Origin of the sequence: Pedobacter sp. CFBP9032 (genome assembly GCF_034045265.1) — a bacterium.
In the GTDB taxonomy this organism is placed as follows: Bacteria; Bacteroidota; Bacteroidia; order Sphingobacteriales; family Sphingobacteriaceae; genus Pedobacter.
In genome coordinates, this window is the sequence record NZ_JAXCWE010000012.1 from 156379 (window position 1) to 169521 (window position 13143).

General features: G+C 36.6%; 13 protein-coding genes. 4 read left to right on the plus strand and 9 right to left on the minus strand.

From position 1 onward, the window contains the following. Positions 1–436: 436 nt before the first annotated feature. On the plus strand, positions 437–2089 hold the full coding sequence (locus SOM16_RS19445; RefSeq protein ID WP_320465660.1) for a M28 family metallopeptidase: 1653 nt from the start codon (positions 437–439) through the stop codon (positions 2087–2089). A gap of 73 nt (positions 2090–2162) precedes the next feature. Here the strand turns inward: SOM16_RS19445 and SOM16_RS19450 are convergent, their stop codons facing one another. Both SOM16_RS19450 and SOM16_RS19455 read right to left on the minus strand, forming a co-directional pair. Then, positions 2163–2765: an outer membrane beta-barrel protein gene (locus SOM16_RS19450; RefSeq protein ID WP_320465661.1), complete on the minus strand. Its 603-nt coding sequence runs from the start codon at positions 2763–2765 to the stop codon at positions 2163–2165. Positions 2766–3078: 313 nt separating this feature from the next. Next, the gene (locus SOM16_RS19455; RefSeq protein WP_320465662.1) at positions 3079–3636 is read right to left on the minus strand and encodes an NADPH-dependent FMN reductase; all 558 of its coding nucleotides are present in this window, start codon (positions 3634–3636) and stop codon (positions 3079–3081) included. Between the two features lie 103 nt (positions 3637–3739). On the opposite strand from SOM16_RS19455, the gene SOM16_RS19460 reads away from it, so the two are divergent. Further along, a complete protein-coding gene (locus tag SOM16_RS19460) occupies positions 3740–4942 on the plus strand; it encodes an MFS transporter (RefSeq protein WP_320465663.1) in 1203 nt (400 codons plus the stop codon). A 247-nt stretch (positions 4943–5189) separates the two neighbouring features. Here the strand turns inward: SOM16_RS19460 and SOM16_RS19465 are convergent, their stop codons facing one another. The 7 genes from SOM16_RS19465 to SOM16_RS19495 form a co-directional block, all read right to left on the minus strand. Further along, a complete protein-coding gene (locus SOM16_RS19465; protein WP_320465664.1) occupies positions 5190–5870 on the minus strand; it encodes a DUF3575 domain-containing protein in 681 nt (226 codons plus the stop codon). Between the two features lie 388 nt (positions 5871–6258). Beyond that, positions 6259–7458 (minus strand): ADP-forming succinate--CoA ligase subunit beta, encoded by a 1200-nt coding sequence (gene sucC / locus SOM16_RS19470; RefSeq protein ID WP_320465665.1) that lies wholly within the window; start codon positions 7456–7458, stop codon positions 6259–6261. Positions 7459–7629: 171 nt separating this feature from the next. Beyond that, positions 7630–8331 carry a hypothetical protein gene (locus SOM16_RS19475; RefSeq protein ID WP_320465666.1) on the minus strand — a complete coding sequence of 234 codons (702 nt, stop codon included), beginning with the start codon at positions 8329–8331 and terminating at the stop codon, positions 7630–7632. A gap of 82 nt (positions 8332–8413) precedes the next feature. Then, complete coding sequence (locus tag SOM16_RS19480; RefSeq protein ID WP_320465667.1) at positions 8414–8722, minus strand: hypothetical protein; 309 nt, start codon at positions 8720–8722, stop codon at positions 8414–8416. 28 nt (positions 8723–8750) lie between these two features. Continuing rightward, positions 8751–10328, minus strand: a complete 1578-nt coding sequence (locus SOM16_RS19485; protein ID WP_320465668.1) for a DUF4173 domain-containing protein — start codon at positions 10326–10328, stop codon at positions 8751–8753. 364 nt (positions 10329–10692) lie between these two features. Then, on the minus strand, positions 10693–10989 hold the full coding sequence (locus SOM16_RS19490) for a transcriptional regulator (protein WP_320465669.1): 297 nt from the start codon (positions 10987–10989) through the stop codon (positions 10693–10695). Position 10990: 1 nt separating this feature from the next. Beyond that, entirely contained in the window at positions 10991–11626 is a 636-nt protein-coding gene (locus SOM16_RS19495) for a hypothetical protein (protein ID WP_320465670.1), read from the minus strand. Between the two features lie 272 nt (positions 11627–11898). On the opposite strand from SOM16_RS19495, the gene SOM16_RS19500 reads away from it, so the two are divergent. Continuing rightward, on the plus strand, positions 11899–12552 hold the full coding sequence (locus SOM16_RS19500; protein ID WP_320465690.1) for an ABC transporter ATP-binding protein: 654 nt from the start codon (positions 11899–11901) through the stop codon (positions 12550–12552). 111 nt (positions 12553–12663) lie between these two features. Next, entirely contained in the window at positions 12664–13143 is a 480-nt protein-coding gene (locus tag SOM16_RS19505; protein WP_320465671.1) for a hypothetical protein, read from the plus strand.

Consider the following 13143-nt stretch of genomic DNA (forward strand, 5'->3'; position numbering starts at 1 on the left):
AATAACTCATGGCTTGGGCCTGGAATAGGATTCGTGCGGCGAAATTTAAATGGCGGTAGCGCAAGGGCTCGATTTACTTCGGGATAAAAAAATGTTTGAAGAGCCGTTTGCGCTACCTTGTGTTAGGGTTATTTGAATTGTTGGCATATAAATTTCGAGGCTTCTCCTCCCATCATCTCCTGGGCCGGATTGCAGGTTGAAAATAGCAGGATTGAATCTTAGATCTTTTCCATGGGCTTGAACCGTGGGTTAAAGCAGTCGTCCTGAACTTGATTCAAGACTTACGGTTTAATATTCTTTTCTAATTCTTAGCTGCGAAAAATGTTTTTTTCATGCGTCCTTGCCCCTTCAGTCGAAACGTGCTGGCAGGCGGATAGGAGTATTGCGCTCGAATGCTTTGCCTTTGTGAATTTCTTCGTAATTTCAAAACATGATTATGATTAAAAAAACAATACTCTTATCTGGTTGTGCCTTTCTTTTACTGGGCTCTTGCAAACAGACCAGTGAAAAAGACAGTATTTCACCCGATTCACTTTCCGTAAAAGCGATTAATGATGCTAGTCTGAGCCAATATTTATCCGTTATTGCAGCAGATAGTTTAGCCGGTAGAAAGCCTTTTACCAGTGGCGAAACCAAAACGATAAACTATTTAAAAAATGAATTTGAAAAATTAGGTCTTGAACCTGGAAATAGAGATAGTTATTTTCAGGAAGTACCTATGGTGGAAATTAAATCGGTACCGGAAGCTAAAATGGTTATTAAAGGCCAGTCGGGTTCATTAGATCTTACTTATCTAACCGATTTCGTAGCCGGATCGCGAAGGTTAAAGGATCAGGTAAACATTACAAATTCTCCATTGGTTTTTGCTGGCTTCGGCATTGTGGCACCAGAATATGGTTGGAATGACTATAAGGATTTAGACGTGAAAGGTAAAACGGTAGTGGTGATGATTAACGATCCGGGTTTTGCAGATGCTACCTTATTTAAAGGGAAAAACATGACCTACTACGGCAGGTGGACTTACAAATTTGAGGAGGCATCAAGACAAGGTGCTACCGGGATTTTAATTATTCATGATACCGAACCTGCAGCCTACCCTTGGAGTGTAGTAAGAAGTGGCTGGTCTAAATCGAAACTCAATCTACAATCTGAAGATAATGGAATGAATAGAACTGTGGTTGAGGGTTGGATTAGCCTGGATAAAGCAAAAGCACTTTTTAAATTGGCAGGACAAAGTGATGGCCTGATGGAATCGGCTAAAAAGAAAGGTTTTAAAGCTGTTGATTTGGGTTTAACTACATCATTAACGATAGAAAATAAGATTAAAAAATCTTTATCATACAACGTGCTGGCTAAAGTTTCTGGCGATAAACATAAAGATGAAGCCATTATTTATTCTGCCCATTGGGATCATTTAGGTATTGGTGAAAAGGTAAAGGGCGATTCTATTTACAATGGTGCGGTTGATAACGCTACTGGTGTAGCTTCTTTACTCGAATTGGCGACAGCCTTTAAAAAGCTGCCTAAAAAACCAGGCCGTACCATTTTATTTATTTCTTATACCGCAGAAGAGCAAGGTTTGTTGGGGTCTGAATATTATGCCAAACATCCGGTTTTTCCCTTGGTTAAAACGGTAGCTAACATTAATATGGATATGATGGGAATTGCCGGCAAAACGAAAGATATTGTTGTTTATGGTTTTGGCCAGTCCGAATTAGAAGATTATGCCTCAACTTCTGCTAAGAAGCAGGGAAGGGTAGTTGTTCCTGATCCCGTTCCATCTTCAGGATTATATTACCGATCTGATCATTTTAACCTGGCAAAAGTTGGTGTGCCATCATTATTTACAGGTTCCGGGGTTGATAATGTAAAAAACGGGAGGGCCTGGGGTTTGAAACAGGTAGCAGATTTTACCAAATTCAGGTATCATTCTCCCCAGGATAATGTTGATGCCAATACCTGGGACTTATCTGGTATTGTGGAAGATGTAAGGTTAGTTTTTGATTTGGGCTATCGATTGAGTAATGAGGCGTCTTATCCAAAATGGAAAGAAGGCTCTGAATTTAAATCAATCAGGGAGAAGAAATAAAAAAAACGCGTCTCGACTGCAAAGCCTGGACGCGTTTAAAAATATTAAAGTATTTTTTACTAAATGCTAAACATTAGAAGTGAAATTGTACACCCAATTTTGGAGCTAAAGTGCTGGCTTCTAAACCGAATGAGTTAGTAGTTGTTTCATTACCAGTAACCTCATTAGTAATTTTACGGTTATTATAACCTAAACCATTAACAGAAACTTCGATACCAATTCTTTTAGTTGGGAAGAACGCAAAACCAGGAGCTAAATTTACGCCAATATCTGTAGTTTTTGCCAATTTAGCACCGGTATCACCATTGTTATCTACAAATTTATCATTGCCAAATTCCATCGGTACAGTTAACTGACCGAAGAATTTAAACTGATCTGATAAATTAACATAATAGCGACCAAAAGGTGCAACTTTGAAAGCTTGGTTTAAATTGTTGTCACTTACTTCTTTGTTTGATGTATAACCAACACCTGTACCAATTGCGAAGTTATCGCTTACGAAATAACCAATATTTGGAACAATGCTAAAGCTCACGTCAGATTTTGCGGCACCTTCTACTTTAGTAGAATTGAAACCAACACTACCACCCAACATAATTTTTCCTTTTTCAGTTTGTGCATTTGCACTGTAAACTAAACCCGCAACTGCCACTAATGATAATAATAATTTTTTCATCGTTATATTATTTATTTGTTTAAAAATACAGCCAGTTTAATTTTTTAATGTCTGACTATATTTGCTGAAAAGTCAATATCGATGCCAATAAATTATCGTACAGTCATCAGAAAATCAGTTTTAGATCAACTGCTTAATTGATAATGATATATAAAATTGGGGTTAATTCATTATTATTTTTGTGTGACTAAAAATTAATCAGTTGATTAATTTTTAAGTTAAAAAAAATTGACAAACTGACTTTTTTGGCATAAATGTCAGATTTTTTAACTGTAATTGTGTCAGCGCTTATGGGAATGTTTTCATTTAGGGGTTATACATTACAGGCCGAAACAAGCTTTTCAATCTTCTGTTTAATGAGACCAATTGTCATTTCATCATTCAGATTTCCTGATTCATCGAACTTATTCTGCGCTTGGGCAACTAAAACTTCTGGTTGTAAAACAGGATTCATATTTAAAAAAGTAAAAACCGGAAGAAACGCAGTTTGCATTCTTACTGTTCCCCAAAGACCTTGTGTGGCACCTAAAACAGCAACAGGCTTATGCATCAACGGACTATCTTTTCCACGGCTGGCCCAGTCAATGGCATTTTTTAATCCACCAGGAATAGAATAGTTGTATTCTGGTGAAGCAATTATGAAGGCATCAGCAGTGGCTAATGATGCTCTCAATTTCGTAACACTGTCAGGGCGTTCTGTTGCTTTAGGGGTGTCATGGTCCTCATTATAAACAGGAATATCATCATACCTTACAATTTCAAAATGAATATCGTCAGGGAGTAAACCGCCAGCAACTTTTAGCAACATTTCGTTGTACGAACCTTTTCTAAGGCTTCCGCAGAGGCCGATAATAGTTTTTTTCTTTTCCATTTTAAATAAACCGAACATTAGAATAAAAGTTTTTCATTATCAGCTATTCAGCTGATGCATAAAATCTAAAATAGTTACTTTTACACTCTTAAATTCAATATCTATGGCTGAAAATAGTACCATTTCTCCTATCATCGAAAAAACTGTTTTTCCTATTCTATTTGCGCTTAGTTTTTCACATTTGTTAAATGATACCATTCAATCATTAATCCCGGCAATTTACCCGATTATAAAAACGAATTACAGATTAAGTTTTTCTCAAATCGGATTAATTACACTTACCTTTCAAATGGCTGCATCATTATTACAACCGTTTGTGGGTTTATATACAGATAAGAAACCACAGCCCTATTCTCTGGCTATTGGAATGGCATTTACTCTGACTGGGTTAATCACCTTATCTCAATCGGCTCATTTTTATACGATGTTAATTTCTGTTGCTTTTATTGGGATCGGATCTTCTATATTCCATCCTGAAGCTTCGCGAATGGCACATGCCGCATCTGGCGGGAAGCGTGGTTTAGCACAATCGGTTTTTCAACTGGGTGGTAATGCCGGAAGTTCTTTAGGACCATTACTGGCGGCTTGGATTATTGTGCCATACGGGCAATTTAGCGTAATCTGGTTCTCGGCAATTGCATTACTGGCCATTGTGATTTTAACCTATGTTGGCAACTGGTATAAAGGATTTGTACTGGCTAGAAGTAAGAAAACAGCCATCCAAACCGAAATCAGTCAATTCTCAAGAAATAAAGTTATTTTTTCTGTGGTGATTTTATTGCTTTTAATTTTCTCGAAATATTTTTATATGGCAAGTTTAACCAATTATTTTACCTTTTACCTGATCAATAAATTTCAGGTTTCGGTTCAAACGTCACAAATTTATCTATTTGTGTTTTTGTTTTCTGTTGCTGCGGGAACATTGTTGGGTGGGCCAATTGGTGATAAAATTGGGAGAAAATACGTAATCTGGGCATCTATACTGGGAACAGCACCTTTTGCTTTACTACTACCACATGCCAATTTGTTTTGGATAGGTGTACTGATTGTTCCCATTGGGATGATTCTAGCTTCTGCATTTTCTGCCATCTTAGTATACGCACAAGAATTAATTCCAGGAAAAGTGGGACTCGTAGCTGGTTTATTCTTCGGCTTCGCTTTCGGAATGGGTGGAATAGGATCAGCACTTTTAGGCAGGCTTGCTGATTCAGAAGGAATAGATTATGTATTTAAGATTTGTGCTTTCCTTCCTTTAATTGGTTTGTTAACAGGTTTTCTGCCAAATATAGAAACCAAGAGAAAATAAGGATTTAAAGGAAGATAAATGATTTTCTTTTTCGTTGTTCATTGGTCGGTTACCAAAATGAGTTTTTCTCTAGTGAACCGACTCATCAATAGTTTAGGTGCCTCACCAACCGAAAAACAAAATGGCCTGCTCAATTTATGAACAGGCCATTCTTTATTTTTTGATGCGCGTCTATTGTTTATCTTGTAAGTTGGTTTACTTTTATTTTAATTCACCGTTATCTTATTGATAGTTCCGCAGATCTTTATTAAAAATGGTAATTGAGTCCCAGGCTTGGATTAAATGAATCGAGTCCGAATTGAAATCCTTCATTTTGGTAGGCCTGAGATCCGACATTATTTCCGTCATCTTTCATTTTGTATTTGTTATAGGAGATTAAAGAAAAAGAAAACTCGAATCCCCAGTGCTTTGTAGGAAAGAATGCAAAGCCTGGATTAGCAGCTGCCGAGTATGAGGTCGTTTTGTACCTAGTACTTCGAGGAATAACCGTAACTGAACCTCCATCGTGAGAAATGGAATTTCCAAAAGCCACAAAGGCGTTAGCCTGACCAAAAAATTTAAATTTATCAACGATATTAACGTAATATCTTACGAACGGGCCTACATTGAAATTTTTGTTTGTAGTTTCAGAATTGCTGACTAACGTACCTGTACCAGTGTAAAAGTTTGATTCGTAGAAAACTTTGTTTCTCGAAAAGCCAGCACTCAAACCAATTGCTAAATTTGTGCTTACAAAATGGCCGAAACGAGGGATGATACCGAAGTTAGTCTGATCTAATGAATTCAAATTATTTAAATTTTCAGGCGTCCGTTTATCTTTGGTGTAATAAATACTTCCTCCAATTAGGTTATCTCCTTTTTCAGTTTGTGCATTTGAAGCAAATGCAACAGCGCATAGCATAGCCAGCGATAGTAGTTGTTTTTTCATTTTCATTTGTGTTTTTGTGTGCTCCAAAATAAAATAAAAAATGCACAAAACTACATGATTAGTTGTTTTTATTTTACATGGATACAACTGATGAAGAGACACTTTGAAATAAAGATTGTGATTGATGAAATAGGCTGTTTTGCATATTTATTTGATGATGATTGTTTTCGGTTAACAAAATAAGTTCTTCTCTGGTGAACCGACTCATCAATAAGGTAGGTGCCTCACCAACCGAAAAACAAAATGGCCTGCTCAATTTATGAACAGGCCATTTGCATTTATTTTTATGGCTATTGTAAACGTCTTTCCGCTTTCCGCTTTTCGCTTTTCGCTTTCAGCTTTTACACTTTCAGCTTTTACACTTTCTGCTTTTCGCTTTTACCTTTTTTTACGCTTGTTCTGCCAGTACTTTAGTTACTAAATCAGCAGCTTCTTTTAATGCGATTGCTGAGTAAACTTGCAATCCAGACTCATCGATTAATTTCTTAGCTTCTTCTGCGTTTGTGCCTTGTAAACGACAGATGATTGGCACAGGGATATTTCCAATTTCCTGATAAGCATCAATTACACCCTGAGCAACACGATCACAACGAACAATACCACCAAAAATGTTAATTAAAATGGCCTTAACATTAGGGTCTTTCAAAATGATGTTGAAAGCCGCTTTAACTGTTTGTGCATTTGCAGTTCCACCCACGTCTAAGAAGTTAGCAGGTTCACCACCAGCTAATTTAATGATATCCATAGTTGCCATGGCTAGACCAGCACCATTAACCATACAACCAACGTTACCGTCAAGGTTAACAAAGTTCAGGTTAGAAGCACTTGCCTCAACTTCCATTGGATCTTCTTCCATTGTATCGCGCATTGCTGCGTAATCTTTGTGGCGGAATAATGCATTTTCATCTAAATCAACTTTAGCATCAACAGCAATAATTTTATCATCACTTGTTTTTAACACCGGATTAATTTCAAACATGGCAGAATCAGTTACATCGTATGCTTTATACAAAGCAGATACAAATTTAACCATTTCTTTATGTGCAACACCGCTTAAACCTAATTTGAAAGCTATTTTACGTGCCTGGAATCCTTGTAAACCAACTTTAGGATCTATTTCCTCTTTGAAAATTAAGTGTGGCGTATGTTCAGCAACTTCTTCAATATCCATACCGCCTTCAGTACTGTACATAATAATATTGCGACCTTTTGCACGATCTAACAATACTGAAATGTAGAATTCTTTGGTTTCTGATGCACCTGGATAATAAACATCCTGAGCAACTAAAATCTTACTTACCAACTTTCCTTCTGGTCCGGTTTGAGGAGTAACCAACTGCATACCAATAATATCGGTAGCGCGTTGCTTAACTTCTTCAAGGTTTTTAGCCAATTTAACACCGCCGCCTTTACCGCGGCCACCAGCGTGGATTTGCGCTTTAATAACAACCCAATCAGAGTTATAATCGATCTTTAATTGCTTGGCAGCCTCAACAGCTTGCTCCGGAGTATCGGCAACAATTCCTTCTTGAACGTTAACACCGAAACTTTTTAATATTTGTTTACCCTGGTATTCGTGAATATTCATTTGCTACAAAATTTGCCCAAAGCTACAATTCTAAAGCCTTTAAACAAATAGTATTTACCCTTTTTTTATAGAAAATGAACGTTTTATGTTAATCGGATAAATGAGCGTAACCAGATCTATCGTTATTTGATAAAAAGCTGATTTCTAATATTTAATCCAGCTGATTGTATGTTATAATACTTTCTTCGCCAGATTTTTAATTTCATCTTTTAATTTCTGATCGAAAACCGCATTTAAAACGCCTGTTTTCAAATTGTAAGTAAAATATTCAGCTTCTTGCTGATAATCTGATTTTTTATCGCCATTTAAATCTTTAATTAAGTCTAATAAAATGAGATCATGTTTAGTGTCTAACTTCCAGCTCTTAAGCTTGTAATTTTTTGGAGTTATCCTGATAAATGACTTTCCGGCCAATGTTGAAAGATACAGCTTATGGGCATCTTTCCGGGTCAATTTCCTATCTCCATCAGTATCAGCATCGTTAATATCATAATAAATAAACTGATCCGATAATGTGGGTTGATTACCTGCTCCTTGTTCTGAATCACCAATTTGGAAACTGTTGATGATCACCTTTTCTCTTGTTAGGAAATCCCTGGTGCCAGAAATTACATTATAAAAAATGAAATTCCACTGATTGCTTTTTACCTCCCTTTCATAACTATCCTCATCCTTCCCACTCAAACTTAGGGGATATATCAATACGTCTGTATTTTTAACAATAATGGCCGACCCATATTGTACTTCCTGCTGACTCGTACTTGTTGCGCCAACACTTTCTTTAATAGTTGAAATGGTTTTTTGATCTTCAGTACAGGCTGATGCAATAATCAAAAATAGGGCGAGTAATGGTATTGAAACGTTCTTTTTCATCTGGTTAGTTTTTTTAACATAATTTAATCTTAATGCACTTTCCAACTGCAGCATTGCATCAGGAAAGCGCATTTGTATGATTTTAGCTTCCGGCAAAAGGAGTTCCGAAGATACCAACAGCCAATTCTGCCCAGGTTAAGAATAAAAGCAATAGAATAATAACCAAAAGTATGGTTCTCGATAAACCGATTTTTACATACCTGATGACCAGTTCTATTGCTAAGCCTGTGCCTAATAATAACACTGCTGCTATCACAAAGTCTGAAAGTGTCCAGTTTACTTCTTTGGTAAACTGCATGGCTATCAATGGGATACTTAAAATTAAAGCGGTGGTAACCAGAATAATCCTGATCCTTAGTTTTGATGAGTTACCTGTTTGTTGATTTATCATGATGTATTAAATTTAAAGAATTTTATAACTATTTATGAAGTGATTTTTTAATCCCAAAATACCTGGCCACATTCCAGTCCTGCAGATTCCATGATAACCAGCCTTCTTTCTTGTAGCGTTCCTTAAAATAGCCAATACGTTCATCAAGTTGATCACTGTAAAAACCGGCGGTTTGCGGCGTTGGGACCTCCCTTTCTTGATATACTTTGGTTGGCGTGTAGTGCAGTTTCGCTCTGTTCTCATCCAGTACAGGCAATGTTTTATCAGAAAGCGAGAGCAGATAATCTGCATCTAAAGAAATTTTCTCACTTTGCGACAGGTTGTATTTTGCAATGGCAACATCCCAGTTGATGATGCTGAAAGCAAGCAGCAGCATAAACCAAATGCCTCCATTAATTTTGAAGAGATAAAATAGCGTTTTTTGTTTGGCCACTTTTATGTAAACGGTAGCCAGGCCGATGATGCAGAGCAAGGCAAATACCAAAACGCCAATCCGCTTATGGGTGAGGCCGTAAAACTCGATGTAATATCCATCTCTGATCAGAACTGAAACAATGAGAATAACATTTTGAATCATCCAGGTAAAAGCAAGTGCTTTAAGTATTTTGCTTTTGCTGTAAAAATTTAAATTCCCACGGAAGAAATAGAGAATAACAGCCATCGCCATGATGATGCTGAAAATTAACGAATTTGTGCCTTCATGTAATGCTCCAGAGAAATTACCTGCTGGTTTATAGCCAAACCAAAGTGTAGTGATATCGATGGTATTTAAGAGTAGCAGCAGGAAATTTAGTGCAACAAACATAATTATACCGATAATGTATTCGGTTTTAAGTGCCATTTTTCGTGTTAATAAACTTCCGGCAAACGTTTCTATAACCAGATACCATAGTGTTTTTTGAGTTGATCCTCGTTTGATTCTTCTTAATTGTTCACTGGCTTTTAGCTCTGCGTTTTCAATACTTTTATCAAGAAACGCCAAGAGTAAACCAGTGGTTAGCACTAATCCAAAGCAGAAATGAACGAAACGTTCAATATCCAGGTCTTTAAAAAAGAATTGAAGAATTCCTTTAAAGAAATTAAAAATGCTGGTTAAAAAAGTCTCTACGTAATGCGCAAAAAGGTCGTTGGCTGCAGCATACAGACAAGTAAAAAAGATTACTGCGATAACAGGAATGATGATATACTTGATTAATCTGAAAATAGGTTTCAGGTTAAAGTTGCCTATACTTATTTTATTCAGGTTCTTAATGAGATTAAAGGGAGTTGTGACGATCTGAAGGATCGACGCCAGCAAGGCCGAAAATACGGTTCTGATCTGCTGGTTATGACTAATCCCAACAAATACCAACAAGCTGATGTAATAAGTTGCTATAGATAAGTCTGTATTGTTCACTACTACTAAAATGGCAGCTAGAAGATGTGCCAGGCCATAAATCTTAAATTTTGTGCTTTTAATTACCTCAACATTTAAATAAGTAATAGCCAGTATAAAAATGCTGTATATTAATAAATTAAATGCCAGTCTTTCTTCCCAAAATAAGAAGCTGAACAGTAAGCCACCGAGTAAGGAGGCGAGGAGTAGGAGGTTGGATTTATTTTTCATAATTGAATGATGAAGTGTTATTTAAATAATCACGAAGGACAAGTAAAAAATGCTTAGGGGAATATTGAGCAATACGCAAATGATGGTTGCAACAATTTTCTTCCAATGTGGGGTGTGAAAAAAAAGTGCTGCAACTAAAGCCAGTAGAATTAAACTATTAATAACGAAAGCAAACAGGATATAACTTATACCTATCGCTATCAAGGAATGTTCGTTGCTTATCAGATAGGCGAGGAGCAGGAGTGTCCCAATAACGGCCGAATAAATTGAAGCCTTTTTCCCGATAAGTATAATCTGTGGTTCTAATGTATTTGTCATTTCTAAAAGTGCTTTGAATTTCAAAGTGAATAGGTAAAAAAATAGTTTATAGTTTTTTGATCATTTTTTCCAGGGCATCTAAATGTGCTTTAAAGGCTTGCTTTCCTAAAGGAGTAATCGAATAAGTGGTGCTTGTTTTGCGACCGATAAAACCCTTATGAACTTTAATAAATTCGGCTTGCTCGAGGGTATTCAGGTGGGAAGCCAAATTGCCATCAGTTAGTTCCAGCATTTGTTTTAAATCGTTGAAGCCAATTTCTGTATTCACCACAAGCATAGACATTACACCTAACCTGATTCTGCTATCGAAAATTTTATTTAAATCTGCTATCGGATTCTTCATCTTACTCGCCTCTTTCGTATTTAAAATACATCACTAATCCGTAAATAATATGAAGTACGCCAAAGCCAAATGCCCAGAACCACAAACCGTAACCCACATAAAACATGCAGATTAAGCCAAGTATTACTTCCAGATAACCGAGGTAGCGGATATCGCTAAAAGTAAATTTACTGGCATTGATAAGTGCCAGGCCATAAAAAATTAAACAGGTAGGCGCTATGATGCTATAGGTATTTGGATGATTAACGAGTAAAGCAATGATGAATAAGCCACCAGCAATTAAAGGTGTCATTAAATTAAAGAGTAAAGCCTTCGATGTTTTATCCCAAATGGGAAGATTATTTTGCTGACTTTTTCTGTAAGTAAATAAAACGCCTCCGGCGAGTGCAACAAATAATACGATTAAACCGAGTTTAACCAAGTTGAATTCTAAATCGATTTCACCTTGTACGCCATAAGCATATCCTCTTTTATCAAAAAACTTTTCAATCTCTTCGTGCGCAAAATAAGCTCCAATCAATGCAATACCACCAGCGAAAACGCCAGACAGGCCACTCAAAGAAATAAACCTGGTCGATCTATCCATCATTTGTCTGATGTCTTTTAAGGCATTTAATTGTTCTTCTTGATTGCTCATTTTGAAAGTGCTTTGTTTTTCAAAGTTAAACAAGAAATTGGTAAATGCAAATTTTATTTTTTCTGGGGGTTGATTTCACAGCTATAGAGATTACACTGATTCTTTGTTCTTTAATCGTTGCTCTTTCATCCTCGCGCTTTGCTCCTTAATCTTTGCTCTTTGATCCTTGCTCTTTCATCCTTGCTCTTTGCTCCTCAATCCTTACTCCTTAATCTTTGCTAAAACTTACAACCTATAACTTTCCACTTAAAACTTTTAACTATTTTTACGCCATGCTAAAAGCCACTGGAATAAAAAAATCGTACGGAAATCTGCAGATCCTGAAGGGGGTGAATTTCGAGGTGCAAAAGGGAGAGATTGTGAGTATTATTGGTCCTTCTGGAGCGGGAAAGAGTACTTTATTACATATTTTGGGTACGCTTGATAAACCGGATGAAGGTGATGTAGAATTGAAAGGTTCAGTAATTAGTAAGCTTTCAGGAGATTTGCTGAGCAATTTCCGCAATCAGAATATTGGCTTTGTATTTCAATTCCACCACTTATTGCCAGAGTTTAGTGCTATTGAAAATGTTTGCATTCCAGCTTTTATTGCTAAAACAAATAAGAAACAAGCAGAAACCAGGGCTTTGGAGTTACTTGATTTATTTGGACTAAAAGACAGGGCTCACCACAAGCCAAATCAGTTATCTGGTGGCGAGCAGCAAAGAATTGCGATAGCAAGGGCACTGATTAACAATCCATCTATTATTTTGGCCGATGAACCGTCTGGAAATCTGGATTCAGAGAATGCATCAGCTTTGCATCAACTATTTGTGACTTTGAGAGATAATTTCCAGCAAACATTTGTAATTGTTACGCATAATGAACACCTGGCCAAAACAAGCGATCGGGTAGTAACGATGAAAGACGGTTTAATAGTACAATAGGTAAGATTACAGAGGTTTTTGCAGTTCTAAGAAATAGGAAAGACATTCATTCAATCACTCAATCACTCAATCATTCAATCATTCAAAATTCACTCATTCAATTACTAAATCTTGAAAATACTTATTACAGGAGGCAACAGTGCTAAAGCATTGAAGCTGATGAAAGCCTTTCCCAGCCACTTCGTTTTACTGGCAGATTATGGTGATGTGCCGAGCGTAATCACCGAAAATTATGCCTTTTCATCTCTTGGGATACTAAATAAGGAAAGCATTGCCCATATTTTATTAAATTTTTGTATCACAGAAGCAATTGATAGTATCATTCCATTGCACGATTACGAGCTGGAACCCTTGGCCAAATCTGCAGTGTTATTTGGAGAATATGGTATTCAGGTACTTACGCCACAGCCAGAATTAATTGATTCTTATCTTTCGAAAGAAAAAAATACATTTAAAAACTTTGCCGTATTCATTCATGGAGAATGCATTTTCGCTAGCGGAGGTGAAATCTTTATCAGGCGCGAAGAAGAATGGAGTGGTGTTTTTGGTTACAACTTACCTGATGATGAGTTAAAACTTTTTACCGTTTAA